The 24,013-nt window shown below is 71.9% G+C and carries 19 protein-coding genes; 3 read left to right on the plus strand and 16 right to left on the minus strand.

Annotation, left to right across the window (positions count from 1 at the left end):
- Positions 1 to 11: 11 nt before the first annotated feature.
- The 5 genes from ACSQ11_RS04335 to ACSQ11_RS04355 all read right to left on the minus strand — a co-directional run bounded on the left by ACSQ11_RS04335 (position 12) and on the right by ACSQ11_RS04355 (position 5,668).
- The gene (locus tag ACSQ11_RS04335; RefSeq protein ID WP_436003401.1) at positions 12 to 782 is read right to left on the minus strand and encodes a response regulator; all 771 of its coding nucleotides are present in this window, start codon (positions 780 to 782) and stop codon (positions 12 to 14) included.
- Positions 769 to 2,157, minus strand: coding sequence for a sensor histidine kinase (locus tag ACSQ11_RS04340; RefSeq protein ID WP_436003402.1), 1,389 nt, complete (start codon positions 2,155 to 2,157; stop codon positions 769 to 771). Before ACSQ11_RS04340 ends, ACSQ11_RS04335 begins: the two co-directional genes overlap by 14 nt.
- 288 nt (positions 2,158 to 2,445) lie before the next feature.
- On the minus strand, positions 2,446 to 3,714 hold the full coding sequence (gene serS, locus ACSQ11_RS04345) for a serine--tRNA ligase (RefSeq protein WP_436003403.1): 1,269 nt from the start codon (positions 3,712 to 3,714) through the stop codon (positions 2,446 to 2,448).
- Between the two features lie 110 nt (positions 3,715 to 3,824).
- Complete coding sequence (locus ACSQ11_RS04350; protein WP_436003404.1) at positions 3,825 to 5,150, minus strand: cation:proton antiporter domain-containing protein; 1,326 nt, start codon at positions 5,148 to 5,150, stop codon at positions 3,825 to 3,827.
- Positions 5,147 to 5,668 (minus strand): DinB family protein, encoded by a 522-nt coding sequence (locus ACSQ11_RS04355; protein WP_436003405.1) that lies wholly within the window; start codon positions 5,666 to 5,668, stop codon positions 5,147 to 5,149. Before ACSQ11_RS04355 ends, ACSQ11_RS04350 begins: the two co-directional genes overlap by 4 nt.
- A 67-nt stretch (positions 5,669 to 5,735) precedes the next feature.
- On the opposite strand from ACSQ11_RS04355, the gene ACSQ11_RS04360 reads away from it, so the two are divergent.
- The gene (locus ACSQ11_RS04360) at positions 5,736 to 6,938 is read left to right on the plus strand and encodes a diacylglycerol/lipid kinase family protein (RefSeq protein WP_436003406.1); all 1,203 of its coding nucleotides are present in this window, start codon (positions 5,736 to 5,738) and stop codon (positions 6,936 to 6,938) included.
- Between the two features lie 67 nt (positions 6,939 to 7,005).
- Here the strand turns inward: ACSQ11_RS04360 and zwf are convergent, their stop codons facing one another.
- From zwf to ACSQ11_RS04400, 8 genes are all read right to left on the minus strand, one after another.
- Entirely contained in the window at positions 7,006 to 8,490 is a 1,485-nt protein-coding gene (gene zwf / locus ACSQ11_RS04365; RefSeq protein WP_436003407.1) for a glucose-6-phosphate dehydrogenase, read from the minus strand.
- On the minus strand, positions 8,487 to 9,560 hold the full coding sequence (locus ACSQ11_RS04370) for a lipase family alpha/beta hydrolase (protein WP_436003408.1): 1,074 nt from the start codon (positions 9,558 to 9,560) through the stop codon (positions 8,487 to 8,489). The genes zwf and ACSQ11_RS04370 overlap by 4 nt, the downstream gene beginning before the upstream one ends.
- Complete coding sequence (efeB, locus tag ACSQ11_RS04375; RefSeq protein WP_436003409.1) at positions 9,557 to 10,852, minus strand: iron uptake transporter deferrochelatase/peroxidase subunit; 1,296 nt, start codon at positions 10,850 to 10,852, stop codon at positions 9,557 to 9,559. Before efeB ends, ACSQ11_RS04370 begins: the two co-directional genes overlap by 4 nt.
- A complete protein-coding gene (gene efeO, locus ACSQ11_RS04380) occupies positions 10,849 to 11,985 on the minus strand; it encodes an iron uptake system protein EfeO (RefSeq protein ID WP_436003410.1) in 1,137 nt (378 codons plus the stop codon). The genes efeB and efeO overlap by 4 nt, the downstream gene beginning before the upstream one ends.
- Positions 11,982 to 12,839, minus strand: coding sequence for an iron uptake transporter permease EfeU (gene efeU, locus ACSQ11_RS04385; RefSeq protein ID WP_436003411.1), 858 nt, complete (start codon positions 12,837 to 12,839; stop codon positions 11,982 to 11,984). Before efeU ends, efeO begins: the two co-directional genes overlap by 4 nt.
- Before the next feature lie 143 nt (positions 12,840 to 12,982).
- The gene (locus ACSQ11_RS04390) at positions 12,983 to 16,285 is read right to left on the minus strand and encodes an SNF2-related protein (protein WP_436003412.1); all 3,303 of its coding nucleotides are present in this window, start codon (positions 16,283 to 16,285) and stop codon (positions 12,983 to 12,985) included.
- A 402-nt stretch (positions 16,286 to 16,687) separates the two neighbouring features.
- Positions 16,688 to 17,626 carry a hypothetical protein gene (locus tag ACSQ11_RS04395; protein WP_436003413.1) on the minus strand — a complete coding sequence of 313 codons (939 nt, stop codon included), beginning with the start codon at positions 17,624 to 17,626 and terminating at the stop codon, positions 16,688 to 16,690.
- Positions 17,627 to 17,822: 196 nt separating this feature from the next.
- On the minus strand, positions 17,823 to 19,217 hold the full coding sequence (locus tag ACSQ11_RS04400; RefSeq protein WP_436003414.1) for an HAD-IB family hydrolase: 1,395 nt from the start codon (positions 19,215 to 19,217) through the stop codon (positions 17,823 to 17,825).
- 67 nt (positions 19,218 to 19,284) lie between these two features.
- Here ACSQ11_RS04400 and ACSQ11_RS04405 point away from each other — a divergent pair, with 67 nt between their 5' ends.
- Entirely contained in the window at positions 19,285 to 20,097 is an 813-nt protein-coding gene (locus ACSQ11_RS04405) for a patatin-like phospholipase family protein (protein WP_436003415.1), read from the plus strand.
- A 40-nt stretch (positions 20,098 to 20,137) separates the two neighbouring features.
- Positions 20,138 to 21,145 (plus strand): 1-acyl-sn-glycerol-3-phosphate acyltransferase, encoded by a 1,008-nt coding sequence (locus ACSQ11_RS04410; protein ID WP_436003417.1) that lies wholly within the window; start codon positions 20,138 to 20,140, stop codon positions 21,143 to 21,145.
- A gap of 136 nt (positions 21,146 to 21,281) precedes the next feature.
- Here ACSQ11_RS04410 and pheA read toward each other — a convergent pair whose 3' ends face one another.
- Genes pheA through ACSQ11_RS04425 form a run of 3 tightly spaced genes read right to left on the minus strand, consistent with a single transcriptional unit; the run spans position 21,282 to position 23,994 of the window.
- Complete coding sequence (gene pheA / locus ACSQ11_RS04415) at positions 21,282 to 22,208, minus strand: prephenate dehydratase (protein ID WP_436003419.1); 927 nt, start codon at positions 22,206 to 22,208, stop codon at positions 21,282 to 21,284.
- A complete protein-coding gene (locus ACSQ11_RS04420; RefSeq protein ID WP_436003421.1) occupies positions 22,205 to 22,621 on the minus strand; it encodes a DUF4446 family protein in 417 nt (138 codons plus the stop codon). The genes pheA and ACSQ11_RS04420 overlap by 4 nt, the downstream gene beginning before the upstream one ends.
- A 56-nt stretch (positions 22,622 to 22,677) precedes the next feature.
- Positions 22,678 to 23,994, minus strand: coding sequence for a glycosyltransferase 87 family protein (locus ACSQ11_RS04425; protein ID WP_436003423.1), 1,317 nt, complete (start codon positions 23,992 to 23,994; stop codon positions 22,678 to 22,680).
- Positions 23,995 to 24,013: the final 19 nt, after the last annotated feature.

Below are 24,013 nucleotides of genomic sequence, written 5' to 3' on the forward strand. Positions count from 1 at the left end.
ACCGCGTCGGATCAGCCCCGAGGGTGAGGCCGGCTCTCCGCCGGTCGGATGAGCCCGCTCTCGTAGGCGAGGACGACGGCCTGGACCCGGTCGCGCAGGTGGAGCTTGGCGAGGCAGTTCGACACGTGGGTCTTGACCGTCGCCTCCCCGAGGAAGAGCTCGCGGGCGATCTCGCTGTTGCTCTTGCCCTGCGCCATGAGGACGAGCACCTCGCGCTCGCGGTCGGTGAGCCGGGCGAGCTGTTCGTGCGACCCCACCGTGGCCGAGGTGGCGGCGGGTGAGGCCGGCGAGGAGCCCGGGGCGGAAGCGACGCCCGGGGCCGCGCCGCCCGGCGAGGTCACCATGGCCGCGATGACCCGGGTCGTCACCTCCGGCGCGAGCAGCGCGTGCCCACCGGCGACCGAGCGCACGGCGTCGACGAGCTGCTCGGGCTCGGCGTTCTTGAGGAGGAACCCGCTCGCGCCGGCCCGCAACGCATCGAAGAGGTAGTCGTCCCGGTCGAACGTCGTGAGGATGACGACCCGCCCGAGGTCGGCCCCGACGACGATCCTGGTCGCCTCGATGCCGTCCATGACGGGCATCTGCACGTCCATGAGGATGACGTCGGGGCGCAGCTCGCGGGCCGCGGCGACGGCGAGCTCGCCGTTGGCGACGTCACCGACGACCTCGATGTCGTCCTCGACCGACAGCATCATCGTGAAGCCCGACCTCACGAGATGCTGGTCGTCGACGATGAGCACCCGGATCGGGGCTTCCGACGTGGACAGGTCAGGCTCGGACATCGCTCTCCCCCAGTGGAACTCGCACCCTCACACGGTAGCCACCGGTCGGTCGGGGCCCGATCTCGACCGTGCCGTGGAGCGAGGCGGCCCGCTCCCTCATGCCGAGCTGACCGAGCCCGGATCCCGACGTGCCGGCGCGCGGCCGCCCGTTGTCGACGATCTCGACCTCGGCGTACGCCCGCCCCGGCCCGTCGTCGACGACCCGGGTCACGACATCGGCGACCGTGGCCGTCGAGTGACGGGTGACGTTGGCCAGGGCCTCCTGGGCGACCCGGTAGAGCGTGAGCCCGATCCGTGGCGCGACGTTCGCGTGCGCGCCGTCGTGCGACTCGACGAGCCGGTATGCCGTCCTCAGCCCGCCGCTGTCACGCGCGGCCACGAGGTCGGGCAGGTCGGCGAGCGTGGGCTCGGGGCCGCGGTGTGCCGCGGGCGACTTCTCCACGCCGGGATCACGTGCGGGCTCCTCGCCCGACGTCTCGATGTCGCGCAGCGTCCCGAGCAGCGACCTCATCTGGGTCACGGCCTCACGCGAGCTGGCCTCGATCTGGCCCAGCGCGGCGGCGGCGTCCTCCGGCCGCTTGTCGAGGACGCGACGAGCGGCACCGGCCTGGATCCCGATGACCGACACGTGGTGGCCGACGACGTCGTGGAGCTCGCGGGCGATGCGGAGCCGTTCGTCGACGATGGCGCGTCGTTGCAGCGAGTCCGACTGGGCCGAGATCGTCGTCGCCTGCTCCTCGAGGCGGGCGCGCTGCCGCGCTCCGCGCCACGCGACCTGACCGACGAGGATCGCGCCGACGAAGTAGAAGACGTTGACCGCGAGCGACGTCACGACGGCGGCGACGATGGGGCTGAACCACCCGTCGGCGCCCTCGTCGACGGCGTCCTGGGTCAGCTCGGCGAGCCCGTCGCCGAGGGCGAGCTGCCAAGCGACCCACAGCAGCATGAAGACGGTGATCCCGGCGACGATGAGCAGCGCCGAGCGCCGGTGGCGGGCATAGGCCACGGCGGCGTAGATCGCGACGAAGTAGACGATCTGCAGCGCGACCTGGCCCATGACCTGGGGCATCGTCACCCCGACGACGAACATGTGGGCGGCCGCCGCGCACCCCACCGCGACGGGATGCTGGCGCCGCCACACCATAAGCATCGCGCCCGAGACGATGGCGACCCACTGGACCCAGTGCGACTGACCGCCGGCGTCGATGTCGACGACGCTGCGCATCATCTCGAGGAGCAGCAGCCCGGTCACCGACAGCAGGACACCGACGGCCCAGTCGAGCGGTCCGATGGGTGGGGCCGGGCGCTCCCAGTCGTCGTCCACGGCGAAGAAGTCGCCGACGGTGGACGACAGCGAGCGGCGGGCGGACGGCATACGGCTCAGCCTAGGGACGGAGCCCTCGGGTGCGGATCCGCCTCGGGAGGGACTGAATTTCGAGAAACCGGTTCCGGTTCGACCCGCGCGGGTGTATCCCTTGTCAGGTGGAGCCGACGCGCACCCTCACGTGTGCCACGGAGCTTGCCCACGCGGGATCGCGGAGCGAGTCGATCGACGTCGCCCACCCTCGGCCCCGAGCACCCCACGGGCCTCATCCCCACCTGACCACGGTCGGGTGCACGCACCACCGCCCACCTCGGCGAGAGGAGGGAAGAGCTCGACTCCTCAGACAGGGGTGAGGACGTCGAGACCGATGAACGGACGCAGCGCCTCAGGGACGACGACGGAGCCGTCCGCCTTCTGGTGGTTCTCCAGGATGGCGACGAGCCAGCGCGTCGTGGCGAGCGTCCCGTTGAGGGTGGCGGCCACACCAGTGCCGCCACCCTCGACCCTGTAACGGGTCTTGAGGCGACGGGCCTGGAAGGTCGTGCAGTTGCTCGTCGAGGTGAGCTCGCGGTGCCGGCCCTGGGTGGGCACCCACGCCTCGCAGTCGAACTTGCGCGCCGCCGGGCCACCGAGGTCGCCGGCAGCCGTGTCGATGACGCGGTAGGGCAGCTCCATGAGCTCGAGCATCTCGCGCTCCCAGGCGAGGAGCCGCTGGTGCTCCTCGGCGGCCTCCTCGGGGCGGCAGTAGACGAACATCTCGATCTTGTTGAACTGGTGGACGCGGATGATGCCGCGGGTGTCCTTGCCGTAGCTGCCGGCCTCGCGGCGGTAGCAGGTCGACTGGCCGGCGTAGCGGACCGGACCCTTGGACAGGTCGATGATCTCGTCGGCGTGGTAGCCCGCGAGCGCGACCTCGCTCGTGCCGGTGAGGTAGAGGTCGTCGGCCTCGAGGCGGTAGACCTCGTCGGCGTGGTGGTCGATGAAGCCCGCGCCGGCCATGACCTCGCTCTTGACGAGGGTCGGCGTGATCATCGGGACGAACCCGGCCTCGATGGCGCGCTGCATCGCGAGGTTGAGCATGGCCATCTCGAGGCGGGCGCCGACGCCCTTGAGGAAGTAGAAGCGGCTGCCGCTCACCTTGGCGCCGCGCTCCATGTCGAGCGCGCCGAGGCCCTCGGCGAGAGTGAGGTGGTCCTTGGGCTCGAAGCCCTCGGCCGCGAAGTCCCGCGGCGTGCCGACCTCCTCGAGCACGACGTAGTCGTCCTCGCCGCCGACCGGGACGCCGTCCTCGATGACGTTGCCGATGCTGCGGGTCAGCGTCGCGAGCTCGGTCGCGGCCTCGTCGGCGGCGGCCTGGTTGGCCTTGACCTGGGCTGCGATCTCCTTGGTGCGCGCGAGGAGGGCCTGCTTCTCGTCACCCTGGGCCTGCGCGACCTGCTTGCCCATGGCCTTCTGCTCGGCGCGTAGCTGCTCGTAGGCCGTGAGGCTGGAGCGCTGCTTCTCCTCGGCGGCGAGGACGGCGTCGACGACACCCTCGTCCTCACCCCTGGCGCGCTGCGAGGCGCGCACACGGTCGGGGTCGTCACGGAGCAGCTTGAGGTCGATCACACGCCCCAGCCTAGTGCGCGTACCGGCGGGGCCAGGACCGCACGGGACTCGGTGCTGCAGGACGCGCGCCCTGTCGCGCGAGCTGCAGCACCGATGCGGGGTGGCTCGGGTCAGTCGCGCTCGACCGCGGGCTCACGCACCCGCCCCTGCCAGTCCATGGCCAGCGGCGCGGTGAAGCCGTGCAGGTAGACGGACACGAGGACGGTGAACGCGACGACCGACCACAGCCACCGGATCTCGGCGAAGTCCGCGTGCGAGCCGGCATACGCGAGGTAGAACAGCGAGCCCACGCCGCGGACGCCGTAGAAGGCGGCGACGATCCGCTCGCGCCGGTCGAAGTCGAGCGGACCGCTGCGGTGCGGGTGGCCGAGGAAGGAGACCAGGCCGGCGAGGGGGCGCAGGACGAGCAGGAGGAACAGCGAGATGCCGACGCCGCGCCAGTCGAGGTTCGCGAGGATCCCGTTGGTCAGGGCCATGCCGAGCAGAAGCAGCACGACGAGGGTGAGCAGGCGCTCCAGGCGCTCGATGACCGCGTGCATGTCGTGGTGGTAGGAGTGCTTGCGCTCGAAGCTGCGGATCGCCATGGCGCACGAGAACACGGCGAGGAACCCGTAGCCGCCGAGCACCTCGGCCAGGCCGTAGGTCGCGAGCAGCGCGGCGATGGCGACGAGGGGCTCGCCGTTCGCCGCGAACCGCAGGTCGCGCGAGCGGGCCCTGAAGGCCAGGCGTGCGATGGCTCGGCCGAGGACCATGCCGACGGCGACGCCGAGGACGATCTTGCCGAGGAGCTCCCACCCGACCCAGCGCAGCCCCCACTCCGACACGCTGCCCACGGTGACGAGCAGGATCGCGGCATGCACGAACGGGAAGGCCAGGCCGTCGTTGAGACCGGCCTCGCTCGTCAGCGCGAACCGGACCTCGTCGTCCTCGTCGATCTCCTCGGAGTCCTCCCTGGCCTCCCCCGCGTCCTCCCCCTCGTTGGGACCGCCGACCTGCACGTCGGAGGCGAGCACCGGGTCGGTCGGCGCCAGCGCACCACCGAGCAGCAACGCCGCCGGCGCCGCCACCCCCATCGGGCCCCACGCCAGGAGCGCGACGCCACCGACGGTGAGCGGCATCGCGATGCCCAGCAGGCGCCAGGTCGGCGACCAGGTGCGCCAAGACTCGACGCTGCGCAGCCGGAGCGGTCGGTCGAGGGCCAGACCGACGCCCATGAGCGAGACGAGGACGGTGAACTCGGTGATGTGGGTGACGGCCACCTGGTGCGACGTGGGGTCGAGGTCGAGCTCCCGGAACCCCGGCAGCAACCCGAGACCGAGCCCGAGGGTCACGAGCACGATGGGGGCGTTGACCTTGAAGCGGCTGAGGACCGGCGGGAGGATGACGGCGAGGAAGAGGGCGAGCCCGAGGGCGAGGTAGATCCGGGCCGAGGTCACCCTCTGACGTCCCAGACGTGGTGGGCGAGGTCGTGCAGGGCGTAGCGCCCGAGCGTGAGCACGGTGAACTCGGAGCCGTTGGAGCGCAGCCCGCGCCGGTCCCACTGCTCACCGGACAGGCCGGCATACGCACCGGAGAGGCGGGCGGCAGCCGCCGGGATCTCGGCGGCGACCTCGGGAGGCGACTGCTCGGCATACCGGCTCTCGACCGCGGTGACGTCCTGGTCCCAGTTCGCGAAGCGGGCGCCGTCCTCGTCGAGCATGAGCTGAACCCGCGCCGCGAAGAGGTCGCAGACGTCGCGGACGTGGCAGGCGTACTCCAGCGGGGACCACGTCGTCGGGTCCGGTCGCGTCGCCGCGTCCGGTCGCGCGAGCACCTGGCTCCACGGCCGTGTGTATGCCGTGACGAGACCCGCGATGTCGGTCGCCGGGACGCTGGCGGCGTCGAAGCCGCAGTCGGGGCATGCCCGCTCGAGCGTCCAGGTCCAGTCCTTGTCGTCGGGCGCGATCTCGCTCATGGGCTCAGCGTAGGCGGGGCGGGCGATCGTGGGTCCGTGGATGTGACTGTGGGGTACGGTCCCTGACGTGACCGACTCCTGGCCCGTGATCGTGGCGATCCTCGGACTGCTCCTGGTCATCGGTCTCTTCGTGGCCGTGGCCACGGGATGGGGCCGGTCGCAGGGGCGTCATGCCTCCCCGAAGCGCCCCACGCGCTCGTCGTTCCGGCAGGGCCAGGACGACGCCCCGGAGCCGCCGAAGAAGCGCGTCGCGGTCATCCTCAACCCGACGAAGTTCGTCGACGTCGCGGCCGCCCATGAGCTCGTGCGCGCCACCGTCCTCGCCCACGGCGAGTGGGACGAACCGATCGTCAGCGAGACCACCCTCGAGGACCCGGGCTTCGGGCAGGCCCGCGCCGCCCTCGCGGAGGGCGTCGACCTCGTGTGCGCCATCGGCGGAGACGGCACGGTCCGCTCGGTCGCGCACGTGCTCACCGGCACCTCGACCCCGATGGGTCTCATCCCCGCCGGCACCGGCAACCTCATGGGCCGCAACCTCGGGCTGCCGCTCGACGTCGCCGGTGGCATCGAGGTCGCGCTCACCGGGCGCAACCGCCACATCGACGTCGGCTGGCTGACGATGGACCCCGACACCGAGCAGGCCTCGACGCAGGAGCTCGACCCCGGTCACGACGGGCCGACCGAGCCCGACGTCGGCGCCGACGACACCCACGGCTCGGACCCGGCGCCGAACCAGCACGCCTTCCTCGTCATGGCCGGCCTCGGGCTCGACGCGAGCATCATGCACTCGACGACCGAGGAGGCGAAGGCCCGGATGGGCTGGGGCGCCTATGTCGCCACGGGTGCCAAGAACCTCCTCGGCGCCCGCTTCGCCACCCGCTTGCGGATCGATGGTGGCGAGCCGATCGCCCACACCGCACGCACCGTCGTCGTCGGCAACTGCGGCCGCCTCACCGGGGGCATCACGCTCATGCCCGACGCCGAGGTCGACGACGGCATCCTCGACGTCGTCGCGATCACGCCCAAGGGCATCGTCGGCTGGGCCGGGGTCGCCGTCCACGTCCTCGCCAAGCGCGGGCAGAACCACCCGAAGCTCGACCGCTACCGCTGCCAGTCGATCCTCGTCTCGCTCGACGCCCCCCAGATGGTCGAGATCGACGGCGACGTCATCGGCGAGGCCCGACGGGTGCGCTTCGAGGTCCGGCCCAGGTCGCTCATCGTCCGGACCTCGGGCACGCCGACCGCCGACGAACAGGTCCGCTGGGCCTGACCCGGCACGTCAGCGCCTGACCGCCGAGTCAGCGGCGGGCGCCGCCCCTCAGCGGCGGCACCGCCCCTCAGCGCCGGGCGCCGCCCTCGATGGGTGACTGCGGCCCCGGGTCGGGGTTCTTGTCGCGCCACTTGCGCTCGAACGGCAGCCGCCACGTGTGCGGCGCGACGAGCTGGTGGATCTGGTTGGGGCCGTAGGTGCCCTCCGCGTAGGGCCGGACGACGGGCGGGTTGTCGAGCAGCGGCTGGCTGACCTCCCAGAGCCGCTCGATGCCCTCGGCGGAGGTGAAGAGCGTGTGGTCGCCGCGCACCGCGTCGTAGATGAGCCGCTCGTACGCCTCGAGCACCGCCCCCGCCCAGTGCGTCTCCTGCATGGCGAACTGCATCGAGAGCTTGTCGAGCTTCATCCCCGGCCCCGGGCGCTTGCCGTAGAAGGACAGCGACATCCGCGCCTTGTCGGCGAGGTCGAAGGTGAGGTGGTCCGGGCCGTGGTCGCCGACGCCGGACCCCGGCGGGAACATCGACTGCGGCGGCTCGCGGAAGGCGATGGAGATGATCCGCGCCCCCTCGGCCATCCGCTTGCCGGTGCGCAAGTAGAACGGCACCCCGGCCCAGCGCCAGTTGTCGATGTAGCAGGTGAGCGCGATGAACGTCTCGGTGTCGGAGTCGGGCGCCACCCCCGGCTCGTCGAGGTAGCCGATGTACTGGCCCCGCACGACGTCGGCCGGCTTGATCGGCAGCATCGACTCGAAGACCTTGTTCTTCTCGCGGCTGATGGCGTCCGGCTCGAGCGAGGTCGGCGGCTCCATCGCCGTGAACGCGAGGATCTGGAAGAGGTGGGTGACGACCATGTCGCGGTAGGCGCCGGTCGCCTCGTAGAAGTCGCCGCGGGTGGCCAGACCGAGCGTCTCGGGCACGTCGATCTGGACGTGCGCGATGGAGTTGCGGTGCCAGATCGGCTCGAACAGGCCGTTGGCGAAGCGGAACGCGAGGATGTTCTGGGCCGGCTCCTTGCCCAGGAAGTGGTCGATGCGGAAGATCTGCTCCTCGGCGAACACCTCGTGCAGGCGCCGGTTGAGCTCGACGGCGGAGGCGTAGTCGGTGCCGAACGGCTTCTCCATGACGACCCTGCTGCGCTCGACGAGTCCGGCGTCGGCGATGGTCTGGACCGCGGCGAGCGCGGCCTTGGGCGGGACCGACAGGTAGTGCAGCCGCAGCTCGGTCTCGCCGGGCAACAGCTCCTCGGCCGCGCGCACCGCGTCGCCGAGCGCCTGCGGGCCGGCCGACAGCGGGACGTAGTGCAGCCGCTGCGCGAACGTCGCCCACTCGTCCTCGTCGAGGTTGCGTGTCGAGAACTCCTTGATGGCGTCGTGCGCCAGGTCGCGGAACTCGTCGACGCCCAGCTCGTCGAGCGAGGTCCCGACGATCCGGAGGTCGTCGAGCAGCTTGGACTCGAAGAGGTGGAGCAGCCCGGGGATGAGCTTGCGTTTGGCGAGGTCGCCCGTCGCACCGAAGAGGATGACGGTCGTCGGTGCAGTCGTCGGCTCGCTCATGGGTCCACTCTGGCACCGAGACGCTCGCGGATCGCGGCATACACCGTCTCGTCTCGCACGAGCGCGAGGTGACTCACGCCCGGGAGCACGACGACGTCCTCCGCCGGGAATCGACGGTGCTCGGGTGAGCGACGCCCCGACCCGCGCGCGCTGGCCGCGGTGACGATGCCGTCGCCGAAGAGCTGGGCGACCCGGCTGTCGACCTTCTTGCCCAGCAGTCCGACGATGGCCAGATGCCGTATGCCGGGGTGCAGCGGGACGTCGACCCGTCGCCCTCGGCGGTCGGCCGGGTCCACCCCGTCCCACTCCTCGTCGAGGATGTTGCCGTGCCGGAGGTCCTGGATGCCGACGCTGCGCGAGCGGAGGAGGTCGGCGAGGGGACGGACGTGGCGCAGGGTGCCGAGCGCGCGGGCGGCGTGGTTGGCCCCGCGTTCGAGCGGGGCGCCGAGGTGGGGCGAGCCGAGGGTGACGGTGTCGCTGACCCTGCTCACCCACTCCGCCCCCGGGCCGGTGACGTCGGCCTGGGCGAGCGCGCTGTGCACGACGAGGCCCCCCATCGAGTGGCCGACGAGGACGAGGCGGGTGACGGGGACGGGCCAGTGGGCGACGAGTGCGGCGAGGATGCGGTCGAGGTCGTGGCCGTTGTGCGAGATCCGCAGCCCGGTGTTGTAGCGCACCGTGACCGGCGTGAGCCCGAGATCCTCGTGCAGCCGGTTGCCGAAGCGGCCCTGCTGCCAGAAGGTCTCGGTGACGAGCAGCCCGTGGACGAGGACGACGACCTCGCCGGTCGCCTCGGGATACGCCGCCGCCAGGCCCTCCCGGGTCAGCGGCACCGAGCGGCCGCGGCGGCGGACCCCCATCGTGTGCGAGAGGGCGGACCCGGCGACGTCGAGCCGGTCGCCGAAGAACGCGTTGACGAGCGCGCGGGCGCCGTTGGGCCCGCGGTGGTGGACGATCTCGTCGGTGACACCGGCGACCCGCTCGACGCCACGCATCACGGCCCGCTCGACCCGGGTCGACTCGTCCTGATCCTCGTGTTGGCCGGCGCCGTCGTTCGGGGTCTCGCTCATGCCCCGAAGAGTTGCACGCCCCAGTCCTCGGCGTCACCCAGCCCGGGTGGCACGGCGAAGAGCGCGGACCCGGTGTGCTCGATGTACTCGTTGAGCTTGTCCGACTTCGCCAGCGCCTGCTGCATCGGCACGAACTGCCGGTGCGCGTCGCGGACGAAGGCGATGAAGAACAGCCCGGCGTCGAGGTGGCCGCTGCCGTCGCTGCCGTCGGTGAAGGTGTAGCCGCGACGCAGGATCCGTATGCCGTCCAGCTGGCTCTCGTGCGCGAGCCGGACGTGGCTCGTGAGCGGGATGCGGGGTGCGCCGTCGACGCCCTTGGCGGTGAGGTCGAGCGGGGCGTTCTCGTCGCGCCGGTCGGCCGGGAGGTGCAGCGAGGCGCCCACGGCCTTGTCGCGACCGAAGATGTCCTCCTGCTCCTGCAACGGCGTGCGGTCCCACACCTCGATGTGCATGCGGATCCGGCGGGCGACGAGGTAGGAGCCACCCGCCATCCACGCCGCGTCGCCCGGCACGTCGGCCGGGTCGACCCAGACGTGCTCGGTGAGGGCGGCAGAGTCCTCGGCCTTGATGTTGGCCGTGCCGTCCTTGAACCCGAAGAGGTTGCGCGGCGTCGCCTGGCTGGTCGACGTCGACGACGTGCGGCCGAAGCCGAGCTGGCTCCACCTCACGGAGACGACGCCGAAGCCGATCCGGATGAGGTTGCGGATGGCGTGGACGGCGACCTGCGGGTCGTCGGCGCAGGCCTGGATGCAGAGGTCACCGCCGGTGCGGGCCGGGTCGAGGTCGTCGCCGGTGAACCCGGGGAGCTCGCGCAGCGCCTCGGGCCTGCGGTCGGCCAGACCGAACCGCTCGTCGAAGAGCGAGGGCCCGTAGCCGATGGTGACCGTGAGGTTGGACGGCGGGAGGTCGAGCGCCTCGCCGGTGTCGGTCGGAGGCCGGTGTGGACCGCCGCCGACGACCCCACCGGGCGTGGCCTCGGCGCCGTAGGTCATCCGCTCGGCGGCGCGGGTCCACTCGCGCAGCAGCAGCCGCAGCTCGGCCGGGTCCGTGGTCACGACGTCGAGGGCGACGAAGTGCATCCGGTCCTGGGCCGGGGTGACGATGCCGGCCTGGTGCTCACCGCGGAACGGCACCGGCTCGGGCTGCGACGCCGGACCGGACGAGGACTGGTGTGCCGCAGCGGAACTGGGGCGGCCGGCATACGTCAGGCCCGCGGCAGCGCCGGCGATGGCGACGCCGGCACCCGAGGCGAGGACGCTGCGCCGGCTGGCGCCTTCGGGACGAGGGCTCACGGGTTCGCGACGACCCCGGCGACCTTGGCCACGTCCTCGGCCACGGCGTCGAGGGCGTCGGAGAGCGCGCGGACCTCGATCGGGGTGAGCTCGGTGTAGAGCTGGTAGCCGTCGCCCTTCTGGTGCTTGGCGACGAGGGCGTCGAGCGCGGCGGCCCGCTTGTCGTACGACGCGACGAGGGCGGCGTCGCGCTCCTCGAGGACGGGACGGAGCGCGGCGATGGCGCTCTTGGACCCGTCCCAGTTGGCCGCGAAGTCCCAGAGGTCGGTGTGGCTGTAGCGCTCCTCCTCGCCGGTGATCTTGCCGGTGGCCATCTCGTCGAGGAGGGCCTTGGAGCCGTTGGCGAGCTGGAGGCCGTTGAACTCGACCTTCTTGGCCTCGGTGACGATCGTCGTCACGTCGGCGAGCAGCTGGTCGGCGATGGCCCCGCTGTCGGCCTGGAGGCCCTTGACCCAGAGGTCCTGCTCGAGGCGGTGGTAGCCGGTGAACGCCATGCCGTCCTCGACGACGTCCTCGCGGCCGTCGATCTTGGGGTCGAGATCGCCGAAGGACTCCGCCACCGGCTCGATGCGCTCCCAGTAGGAGCGGGCGACCGGGTAGAGCACCTTGGCCTCGTCGACCTTGCCGGCCTTGACGAGACCGACGAACTCGGTGGTACGGGCGAGGAGGGCGTCGGACTGGCTCGCGACGTAGCGGGCGTACGACGTCGTGGCCGCCGTGACCTTGGCGTCGTCGGTCTGCGGCGCGGCGCTCGCACCGGTGACCGTGAAGTCGCTGCGGATGCCCTTGCCGACCATGCCCGGCTTGCACGCCGTCTCGTAGGTCCCGGGCTCAGCGACCTCGACGTGGAACGTGCGGGTCAGGCCGGGCGCGATGTTCTCGACCTCGCCCATGATGCGGTCGCCCTCGGCGTAGACGTAGAACTCGTTGACCTTGGTGCCCGTGTTGGAGACCGTGAACTCGATCTGGCCGGCCGGTGCCTCGGCGCGGGCGACCTCGCACGCGGTGTCGCTCGCGCTGACGGTGATCGGACCCTTGCCGTCGGCGGGTGCGGCGGCGTCGGAGCCGCCACCGCACGCCGCGAGGGCGAACGTGGCCGGGACGAGGGTGAGCGCGAGGGCGCGGCGGGTCATGCGGTCTCTCCTGGGTGCGAGGGGGTGAGGGGTGCGGGCCGGGGCGCGGGCGCCTTGACCGGTCGGAGGAAGAGCGCGAGGACCACGACGACGTAGGCCGTCCACGCCACGGCCTGGAGGACGGTCGTCGCGGGCGTGAAGTTGAAGATCCCCTTGAGCAGGGTGGCGTACCAGCTGTCCGGCGCGATGGTGCCCGAGACGTCGAACGCCAGCGTCTGCAGGCCGGGGAGGAACTGCGCCTCCTGCAGGTCGTGGATGCCGTAGGCGAGGATTCCGGCCGCGACGAGGACGAGGGCGATGCCGGTCCACCGGAAGAACGAGCCGAGGTTGATCTGGACCGCGCCGCGGTAGATGAGCCAGCCGAGGACGATCGCGGCGCCGAGGCCGAGCAGCCATCCGACCAGCGGAGTGTTGTTGCCGGCGCCGGCGGCCTCGGTCGTGGCGTAGAAGAAGATCGCGGTCTCGAGCCCCTCGCGGCCGACGCCGAGGAACCCCACGAGGGCGACGGCGAGCGGCCCGAGGTCGAGCGCCTTGTCGAGGCGCCCCTTGAGCTCACCCGAGATGGTGCGGGCTGCTGTGCGCATCCAGAAGACCATCGCGGTGACGAACCCGACGGCGAGGATGCTCGCGCTGCCGCCGATGAGCTCCTGCGTCTCGAAGCTCAGCTGACGGGTGCCGAAGGTCAGGGCTGCGGCGAGACCGGCGCTGAGGACGACGGCGGTGACGACGCCGACCCAGACGTATCGCAGGGCCCAGCGGCGGTCGGTCTTGACGAGGAAGGCAACGAGGATGACGACGACGAGCGCGGCTTCGAGTCCCTCGCGGAGACCGATGAGGGCGTTGCTGACGAGCATGGGACCTGCGATTCGACGGGGAGGTGCGGGGACGGGCGGCGAGACTTAGGTGAGCCTTGCCTTTGCAGAAGGTACGCCCCACCCCTGTGTCCGCGTCAACTCGGTCCACCGTCTGTCGCGTCACACGGTCGGCCGGGCCGGGTTCAGCGCTCGAGCAGACCCCGCAGGTCGTCGGCGGTGAGGGCGCTGGACAGGAGGTTGCCGTCGTCGACGACCCGGGCGAAGAGGTCGCGCTTCTTGTCCTGCAGCGCGACCACCTTCTCCTCGATGGTGTCGCTGGAGACGAGCCGGTAGACGTTGACCGACTTGGTCTGCCCGATGCGGTGCGCCCGGTCGATGGCCTGGTTCTCGGCGGCGGGGTTCCACCACGGGTCGAGCACGAAGACGTAGTCGGCCTCGGTCAGGGTGAGCCCGAACCCGCCCGCCTTGAGCGAGATGAGGAACACCGGGGCCTCACCCTCACGGAACCCGCGGACGACCTCGGCACGGTCGCGGGTCGACCCGTCGAGGTAGGCGTAGGGGATGCCCTCGGCCTCGAGCCGGGCCCGGACGATGGCGAGGAACCCGGTGAACTGGCTGAACACCAGGGCGCGGTGACCTTCGGTGGCCAGTTCGGCGACCTGCTCGACGAGCGCCTCGACCTTGGCGCTCGGGGCGGCGCCGCCGTAGGCCTCCTCGTCGACGAGCGTCGGGTCGAGCGCCATCTGGCGCAGCACGGTGAGGGCCCGCAGGATCGCGATGCGGTTGCCATCGAGGTCGTCGATGAGCCCGAGGAGGCGTTGGCGCTCGCGCGCGAGGTGTCGGTCATAGATCGCCCGGTGCTTGGGGTGCAGCGCGACGTGGAGGATCTGCTCCTGCTTGGGTGGCAGGTCGGCGGCGACGGCTTCCTTGGTGCGCCGAAGCATGAGGGGCCGGATCCGGCGGCGCAGCGTCGCGAGCGCCTCGGGCGACTCACCACTCTCGATCGGCTTGGCCCACTGGTCACGGAAGAGCTGGGGGCGCGGGTGCAGACCGGGCGCGACGATCGACAGCAGCGACCAGAGGTCCATGAGCGAGTTCTCGAGAGGCGTGCCGGTGAGCGCGAAGGTGACGCGGGCCGGCAGGCGGCGCATCGCGGCATACGTCTTCGCCTGGTGGTTCTTGACGAACTGGGCCTCGTCGAGGACCGCTGCCGACCACGGGACCGAGCGGAACTCCTCGGCGTCGATGCGGCCGACGGCATAGGTCGTCACGACGAGGTCGGCGCCGGCGATCGCGTCGGCCATCGGCACCTTCGCCTTGCCGCGCGTGCGGTCGAGGACGGCGATGCTGAGGTCGGGCGCGAACTTCTCGACCTCGTCGACCCACGTGCCGAGCACCGAGGTCGGCGCGACGATGAGCATCGGGTCGACGAGCTCGCCACGCTCCTTGGCGCGCAGTGCGGTCGCGATGACCTGCACGGTCTTGCCGAGACCCATGTCGTCGGCGAGCACCCCGCCGAGGCCGAGGTCCCACAGCAGCGACAGCCACCGGAACCCCTCCTCCTGGTAGGGCCGCAGCGTCGCCTTGAGGGTGGCCGGGACCTCGGCCGGCGGCGGCGTGTGCGCGGCGTCGATGCCGAGCAGGGCGTCGACCGACCGCTGCCAGCGGCCCGACTGCTCCTCGACGACCCCGATCTCGACGAGCTCGTCCCACAGCCCGGCGTGCAGCACCGAGAGGCGCAGTGGGTCGGTGGCCTTGTCCTGCAGCGTCCGCGCCTCCTCGACGAGGGCGCGCAGCTTGTGCAGCTCGGGTGCGTCGAGCGTGAACCAGGCGCCGTCGGGAAGCAGCATCCGCTCCTCCCCGCGCGCGAGGGCGGTGACGAGGGAGCCCAGCGGGACCTCGTGCTCGCCGACGGTCACCGAGATCTTGAGGTCGAACCAGTCGTTGCCCTCGCTGGACTGCGTCGTGCCGACCGCGATCCGCGGCGCGTCCGTCACCTCGGCGTATGCCGTCCGCTCACCGACGACGTCGACCTCGACGTCGGCGTGGCCCTCGAGCCGGGGCAGGAGCTCGGTGAGGGCGACCGTGTCGAACCCACCGAGGGTGACCTCGTGCCGCAGCCGCCAGCCGAGCCGGGTGAGGTCCCAGAGCGCGGGGAGGTCGTCGCGGCCCGGCGCGTGCTCGAGCAGCTCGGCCTCACGGGTCGGGTCGCGGAACGCCTCGGGGTCGCGGAAGGACACGTGCTCGCGGGTGATCGGGACGGACACCGGGGCGTCGAGCGGCCCGTAGCGGAAGGTCCAGGCGAGGTGGGCCGTGTGCTTCTTGCCGAAGCGGACGGCGAGGTGCAGCCGGGGCGGCGCGACCTCGGGCAGGCTCAGACCGTCGTGGGTGCGGACGGTGGCGCGGCGCCGCAGGACCGGGAGCTTCTCGATGGCGAACGTCGACCAGTCCTCGCGGGGGATGGTGAACGACCCGCGCTCGACGACCCGGGCGGCTGCGACGTCGACGTCGGGCCCGAAGCCGCCCAGCCGCAGGTCGGAGCCCTCCTGGCGGAACCACCCGGTCGGCGGGTCGCCGACGATGACGAGGTCGCCCTCGCCCTCGGGGAGGTCGAGGCTGGGCACGGCCCGGACCGCACCCCCGTCGGTCGGGGAGAGGTCGAGGACGAAGTGGCCCTCGTCGGCGACGAGGTGGACCTCGCCGGACCGGCTGGCGTGCGGGACGAGGACGACCCCGGCGTCACGCGCGCGGGCGAGCAGGTCCACCCACCCGCGGCCGAGTTGAGCGAGAGGGATCGAGGCCGGCATCCGCCCGTAGGACGCCATCCGGCTGGCCCGCCGGTGGGCGTCGGCGATGGCGGTGAGTGCGTCGAGGGGCGGTCCGTCGAGACGGAACGCGTAGGACGAGTAGTAGCCACCGGCCACCGCCTCCCACGAGATGCCGGTCTTGATCCAGCGCCCCGGGACGGCACCCGGGACGACCGGCCGGAGCTGGATCCGCGTCACGTCGCGGTCGGGGTGCCACGGGTTCGACCGGCCGTGCGGGACCTCGACGTCGAGGAGCAGGCCGACCGAGCCGGTCTCGGGCTCGGGGTCGACGACGTCGAGCAGCTCGTCGAGGGCGTCGCGCCACGAGGTCGTGCGCGGGGCGCCGTCGGAGGCGTCGTCGGAGCGCCACGGTCGCTGGGTGCGCATGGCGATGACGAGTGCGGCCGCGTGCTTGCAGGCGACACCGACGGGGCAGGTGCAGTCGCTGTCGAGGAAGGGGCCGTGGGTGTCGCTGGCGAGCGACACCTCGGTGCGGTAGATCGCCGGGCCGCTGCCGATGACCCGGGCCGCCGCCCGGGTCCCGCCGTCGGCGACGACGATGCTCGTCACCCGCCCGGCTCGTGCGTAGTCGCCGCCCCGGACGAGGGTCATCGAGTCGAAGGCGCCGGCGAGCTCGCGGTCCGAGACCTCGGCGAGGGTGTCTGCCTCACGTTCCACCGCCGGGTCACCTCCTCCGTCCGCGCAGCAGGGGACAACGGTATGCCGTCCTGCTGACATTCCCGGACCGTCATCCACAGCGCCCTGCTTGCGTCCGGCGCCCTGGTGGCCCTGTCGTCAACCTGCCGGACGTTGCGTATGCCGTCCGCCCCGCCCTCCCTGCGTCCGGCACCCTGGTGGCCCTGTCGTCAACCTGCCGGACGTTGCGTATGCCGTCCGCCCCGCCCTCCCTGCGTCCGGCACCCTGGTGACCCTGCCGTCAACCTGCCGGACGTTGCGTATGCCGTCCGCCCCCGCCCTCCTTGCGTCCGGACCCTGGTGGCCCTGTCGTCAACCTGCCGGACGTTGCGTATGCCGTCCGCCCCCGCCCTTCTTGCGTCCGGCACTCTGGTGACCCTGCCGTCAACCTGCCGGACGTTGCGCGGCACGTTCTCGGGAGCGGAGCAGCGCCCCGAACCGCTGGAACCACCTCGCAGCATCGATCCGCAGTGTGAGCACGGACACCGACAGTGCGACGTCACCATCGGTCACGAGGCCGAGTAGTCGCAGGTCGTCATCGAGGGAGTTGAGAAGGTCGCCGTGACCCGCACCCTGGATCTCGAGGGAGACTCCCTGACGCTCCCACCGGCAGTCGACATAGATGCGGCCGTCCGGACCACGACGGACCACCTGCTGGGCCGGTGCCGGAATCCCGTGAGCTCCGCACAGGCGCACGAAGTCGAGCTCGTTCATCGAGTGACCACCGGCGCGAATGTCGGCAAGGACCTGCCGCAGGACGTTCCTGAACTCGTGACGCCGAACGCGCTCGAAGGCCTCCAGGAGGTGGTCCGCGGTGACGAGCCGCTGTTGCACGGGGAGGACGAGCATCAGGGAGGCCTCGCGCACGCTCCGTGACCACAGTGCCGCCTGCACGGCGGCCACGGCCGGCCGAGCACGTGGGATGCCCGAGTCCACCGCGTCGGCGTCATCCCATCGGCGCGACTCGTGAAGGACGACCTCGCCTGCCATCGTGGACCGCCCCTTGCGGACCGACTTCCGGACCCACACGTGAATCGCCGTATCGCTGAGACCGGTGACGCCGGCTGCCTGCAAGGCGGTGACCCCGCCGAGTCGGGCTGTGCACGCGACCTCCGCCAGAGCGGCCCGCCACGCGTTCGTCGGGTCGAGCGGACCGCAGTCGACCACGACGCCTCGGTGGGGGATCGAGCGCCACCGCTCGGCCTCGACATGGTTGCGCCGCGTCCCCCGGCTCACGCCCGCCTCAGTCAGCTCCGCCAGGGTGTAGACGCGCTGGCCCGCTGAGGCCGGCGCCTCGAGGTTTCTCAGTCTTCGAGTACTCATGCCCACGCAGCCTTCTGCCCCGTGTCGCGGTCCGGAAGACCTGTTCACGCCGCCTGTGGACAGCGCGCCAGATCCACGGTGACTGTGGATATCCGTGGCGCCGGGACGGCATACACACCACGTCCGGCACCTCGACGGCAGAGCCACCACAACGCCGGACGCAAGGCGCCGGTGCGGGTGGGAGCGAGTGGCGGGGTCAGTCCTCGCCGGGGAGGCGACCGTCGGGGTAGGTCGCGCGCAGCTCGTCCTCGCTGGGCGTGCGCTGCTCGCGCGCCTCCGGCGGGAGCAGGTCGCTCACCGCTGCCATGATCCGCTTCGTGTCGGCGGCAGCCGAGCGGTAGAGGAGGTCGACCGGCGGACCGACCCGGATCCGGACGGTCGGCGGGTTCGAGAGGTTGAGCAGGTTGGGCAGCTTCGACGAGCGGGGCCAGACCTTCTCGGTGCCCCACATGCCGACGGGGATGACCGGCGCCCGGCTCGCCGCCGCCAGCCGCGCCGCCCCGGTCTTGCCCTTGAGCACCGGGTCGAAGAAGGCCTCGCCGCGCGGGATCGTCCCCTCGGGCAGCAACCCGACCATCTCGCCGCCCTCGAGCGCGAGCGCCGCCATGTCGTAGGACACCGCACCACCCTCGGCCCGGTCCACCCGGATGCCACCCGCCGCCGAGATGAACGAGCCCAGCACGGGCACGTCGAAGAGCTCCTTCTTGCCGAGCACCCGGGCCGTGCGCCCTGACCGCCGGACGACGTTGGCCATCGCGACGACGTCGAAGTAGCTGCGGTGGTTGCCGACGAGGATGACCGGACCGTGGCGCGGGATGTTCTCGATGCCCTCGATGTCGAAGCGGGCGCACGGGAAGAACGTCGAACGCAGGCCCTCGAGCAGGAACCGCTGGAGCTCGATCCCGACGACCGGCACCTTGAAGACACCCGGCGACACGTCGAAGTGCACGATCGGCCACCGACGGGCCACGGCATACATCGTCAGTCGTGGGTCGGGGTTGACCGCGGCAGGTGAGCCGACCGCCTCGAGGAGGGGCACGTCGAAGATCGAGTCCGAGTAGGCGAAGCTCTCGGCGAGGTCGATGTCGTTCTGGACGGCGAAGTGCCGCACCGCGCTGAGCTTGCCGGTCGACCAGACGAACGGCCCGCGGATCGAGCCGTCGAACCGACCGTCGTCGCGAGTGCCGTATCTGGTGGCGAGGACGTGGTCGAAGCCGAGACGGTCGGCGAGCGGCTTGATGAGGTGCTCCGGGGTCGTCGTGGCCATGACCACCGGGCGCCCCTCGGCCTTGTGCTGCTCGATGAGCGCGAGCGCGAAGGGGTGGACGAGCTCGGCGATGACCTCGGCGGCGTTGGCCGCGGCCTCGTCGAACGACGTCGAGTCCTTGCCCCGCGCGACGAGGGTGGCCTGGCGCGCCAGGAAGATCGATGGGAGGTTCTCGCCGACGAGGTCGAACGCCTTGAAGAGCAGGCCCTGCCCCGGCAGCGACCGCGGCACGACCCCGAGGTCCACCATCGCCTGCGTGAGGTGCGGGCCGGTGCCTCCCTGGAGCAGGGTCCGGTCGAGGTCGAAGAACGCGGCGCCTGGCATGGCCCCAGCCTATTGCGGTGCACGCGGCCGTGCCGTCGGCCACCGCTTCGGTGCATAGGCTGCCGGTATGACGACGGCGTACGTGCTCGGCGGCGGTGGGGTGCTCGGCACGACCCAGCTCGGGATGCTGCGGGCACTGGCCGAGCGCGGCGTCCGACCGGACCTCGTCGTCGGCACGAGCATCGGTGCGCTCAACGGCGCCTTCGTCGCCGCGGACCCCTCCGTCGACGGCATCCGGGCGCTCACCGAGGCCTGGCGGGCTGTCGGCTCGAGTGGGGTCTTCCTCGAGAACCCCATGCGCTCGGCCGCCCGCATCGCCCGCTTCCGCACCCACCTGCTCACGAGCGCGCCGCTGCGCTCGATCGTCGACGACCACCTGCCGGTCGACACGTTCGAGGAGCTCGAGGTGCCGTTCCAGTGCGTCGCCGCCTGCATCGAGACGGCCGGCTCGACGTGGTTCAGCAGCGGCGAGCTCGTCGACCCCGTCGTCGCGTCGTGCTCGGTGCCCGGCCTCTTCCCTGCCGTCGAGATCGCCGGCCAGCACTACCTCGACGGTGGGCTCGTCCACTCCATCCCCGTGGGCCGGGCGGTCAGCCTGGGCGCCGACCGGATCTTCGTCCTCCAGGTCGGCCGGGTCGAGCAGCCACTCTCTCCTCCGCGCCGTCCGTGGGAGGTCGGGGTCGTGGCGTTCGAGATCTCGCGCCGTCACCGCTACGTCCACGAGATGGAGTCGATCCCCGACGGCGTCGAGGTGCACGTCCTGCCCAGCGGCGCCCCCGAGACGCCCTCGGTCGCACTGACCTACGGCCGCGCCTCGCGCCTCACCGAACGTGCCGAGCAGGCGTATGCCGCGTCGACGGCATACCTCTCCGACCTCTGATCCCCAGAGCGTCGCCCACCCCACGGCATACAGTCACGTCATGGGTCTTGCGGGAATCCCGAAGCCGCCGCGGTTCGCCCGTCGTGTGCTCCCCGTGGTGTGGCCGGTCGGCGCGGCCGCGCTCACCGGTCTCGCGACGCCGGTCATCGTGGCGGGGGCGTTCCACGCGTTCGTCGACAGGCGGGCCCGGCTCTTCCGGGTGAGCTGCCTCGGCGTCGGCCTCATCTGGGTCGACGTCCGCATGCTCATGGACTGCTGGCGCCTGCAGCTCAAGAACCCCGACCACACGGCGCCGGCGTGGGAGGACGACCACGAGAAGGTCTTCCTCGCCGGGCTCAACCGGGCGATGATCCTCGGCAAACGCTGGGTCGGCTTCGAGGTGCGCCTCGACGACCGCATGCACTTCGGCAACGAGGGCGCCCCGCTCGTCGCGTTCGCGCGACACGCAGGTCCCGGTGACTCGATCGCCCTCGCCTGGCTGCTCGGCCACACCGCCGAGCGCATGCCCAAGATCGTTCTCGCAGAGGCCCTTCGGTGGGACCCGATGGTCGACACCCTGCTCACGCAGATGCGGTCCTACTTCGTGCCGTCGCGCACCGGCGCCGGTGACGACCGCGTCGAGGGGGTGCGCGAGCTCGCCCGTGGACTCAAGCACGACGACGTGCTGCTCCTCTTCCCCGAGGGCCAGAACTTCTCGCCCGACCGTCGCCGCCGGCTCATCACCCGGCTGCGCGAGGCCGGCCAGGAGCTGCGCGCCCGCCGCGCGCTCCAGCTCTGGAACACGCTGCCGCCCAAGACCAAGGGGGTCGTCGCGGTCCTCGACGAGCGGCCCGACGCCGACGTCATGATCGTCGGGCACGCGGGCTTCGGCCGGCTCACGACCCCCAGGGAGCTGTGGGACGCGATCCCGTTCACCGACCGGCCCTTCCTCGTGCGCGCCCACACCTACGCCGCCGACGAGGTGCCCGACGACGTTCCCGCCATCGAGGAGTGGCTCGACGAGCGTTGGACCGAGATCGACGAGTGGGTCACGACCTACGAGGACTGACGGCGCCGCCCGGCAGTGGGCACGGTGCGCGGCAAACGGCCGGACGCACCGAACGCTGAGCACGAACCCCGACCCACCCGGGTTCGGTTGCCGCGCGGGGTGCGCGGAGCGGCTCAGCTGATGGGCCGGCCCCGGGTCAGGTGCCGCGCAGCGACCGCAGCCAGTCGCGAGCGCCGGCGAAGTCGGCGTCACTGGTCAGCGGCGCCACCTCGACGGCTGCACCGTCCTCGCGCGGGTAGGACCCGAGGAAGCGCACCTCGGCGCAGACCCGCTTGAGCCCCATGAGCGCCTCGCCGACGCGCTCGTCGAGGACGTGGCCCTCGAAGTCGATCGAGAAGCAGTAGGAGCCGAGCGAGCCCTTGGTCGGGCGCGACTCGAGCCGGGTCATGTTGATGCCGCGCACCGCGAACTGCTCGAGCAGCTCGAGCAGGCCACCCGCCCGGTTGTGGCGCTGGAAGAGCATGACGGTCGTCTTGTCGGCGCCGGTGCGCTCGGGCAGCGTGCCCGGCCGCGAGACGAGGACGAAGCGGGTCACGGCGCCGGCGCGGTCGCCGATGTCGGAGGCGAGGACCTCGAGCCCGTGGTTCGACGCGGCGACCGGGGCGCAGACGGCGGCGTCGTAGGCCTGGTCGACCCCGCCCGCCAGCCCGGCAGCCGCGGCGGCGGTCGACAGGGTCGGGACGTAGGCCGCACCCGGGAGGTTCGCGTCCATCCAGCCGCGGACCTGCGCCCAGGCGTGCGAGTGGGTGCCGACCGCGCGGACGTCGGCACGCGGCATACCGGCTCGGGCGGCCAGCACGAAGGTGATCGGGACGTTGACCTCGCCGATGACGACGAGCGGGTCACCGCTGGCGAGGGCGTCGAGCGTCGCGGAGACGCCGCCCTCGACGGAGTTCTCGATCGGCACCATCGCGGCATCGATCTCGCTGCGCCGCAACGCATCGAGCGCCGAGTCCACCGACCCGAACGGCACGTGCTCGCCGTCGTGCGACTGCGACCAGGCGAGCAGCGCCATCTGGGTGAAGGTGCCCTCGGGGCCGAGGTAGCCGTAGCGGGTGGTCATCGCTGCCTTCCGGTGCGGGCGGCGCTCAGCGCCTGCTGCTCCTCGGGGGTGAGGGTCGCGTCGGAGCCGCCCTCGGTGATGCCCTTGGCGTAGGTGCGGGACTCACCGCGCGCGTGGATCGAGGACAGGACGACGCCGTCGCCGCGGTCGTCGACGATCGCGGCGCTGAAGCTGAGCCGCCCACCCATGTCACCGAACGCGTCGTAGCGCACGACCGCCACGTGCCGCAGCGCCTGGCCGATGTCGGCGCGCAGGGCAGCGAGGTCGCCGGCACCGACGGGCCGCTGGCGCTCGAGGTGCTGCACCCGGGCCCGCAGCCGCAGCACGAGGACGACGAGCGCCACCAGGGCGGCGATCGGGAGCACGACGAGGACGAGAAGGATGACCACCTCGGCGACGCTGCTCGCGAACATGGGCGCCAGCGTATGCCGTCCGCTCACCCGCCGCGGGTACGTCCAGTCCGCGTCGGCTACCCGAGGCGAGCAGAAGGTGGCGAGGCGAGCAGCGAGGGGTGCTCGGCTCGGTCGGCAGTGCTCATCTCGACCTGCTGCGCCTCGTCGCGGCCCACCCACCAGAGCAGCCAGAGGGCGACGAGGCCACCTGCGACGTCGGCGTTCTGGAGGATCCGCCCGGGCAGCTCGGGCCACTCCGGGTGGTTGAGCCAGGAGATCCCCCACCACGGCATCCGCATGAGGAACCACCCGGTGACGACGAGCCCGGCGGCCAGCCGTCGGGTGCGCCACCACGGCACGCCCGGCCCGCGGCGGCGCCACGGCTGCGCACCGAGGAGGGCGAACACGACGACGACGATCCAGTGGAAGTGGTGGATCCACGCCACCGGGGAGAGCAGGCAGGCAAGCAGCCCAACGACCGCCACCTCGCCGATCGAGTCGTCGCGCAGCCACATCCGACGAGCCAGCCGGAACCCGAAGACCCCGACGACCGCGACGAGCACGAGCCAGATCGCCGTCCCGGCGAAGCCCTCCGGACCGACCCGGAGCAGGAAGCCGCGCATCGACTGGTTCGACGTGCCGAAGTTGGGCCCGAGCCGGGCCGGGTCCTGCAGCGCCCCACCCCAGAACGCGAATGACGCTTCGGGCAGCAGCACCCACGCGCCGAGGGTCACGCCGACGGCGGTCCCCACCGCGGTCGCGGCCTCGCGCCAGCGCCGGTTGACGAGGTAGTGGATGACGAAGACGCCGGGCGTGAGCTTGATCGACATCGCCAGCCCGACGAGGACGCCGGGCGGCACGTGCCGCAGCAGTCCGGGTCGCGGGCGGCGCAGGTCCATGAGGCAGGCGAGCACCATGAACGCGTTGACCTGCCCGAACCGGATCCCGTCCGACACCGGGTGCAGCCACAGCATCGGCGCGACGAGCGCCGCGAGCGCGAGGGGCACCCATGGTCCGGCGCGGTGGACGAGGCGCCACCCGGCATACCAGACGATCGCGGTCGTGGCGGCGACCTGGGCGGCGGTCCACAGCCAGCCGGCGACCCCGAACGGGACCCACGCCAACGGAATCGCGAGGATCGCCGCGAAGGGCGGGTAGGTGAACGGCAGCAGCTGCGGCGCCTCGGTCATCGCAGCATAGATCGGGCGCCCGGTGAGGATCGAGACGCCGGCATCGCGATAGACCTCGACGTCGACCTGCCACTGGTCCATCGGCCAGAACACGAGGTAGCGCAGCACCGCCGGGACGGCCGCGAGCGCGATGACGACCACGGCGAGGGCCCACTGCCACCGTGCCGGCACCGGGCGCCGAGAGCGTGGCGAGGTCGGGGTCACGGGGCCATTGTGTCTTCAC

Origin of the sequence: Knoellia sp. LjRoot47 (genome assembly GCF_964253435.1) — a bacterium.
Lineage (GTDB): Bacteria > Actinomycetota > Actinomycetes > Actinomycetales > Dermatophilaceae > Knoellia.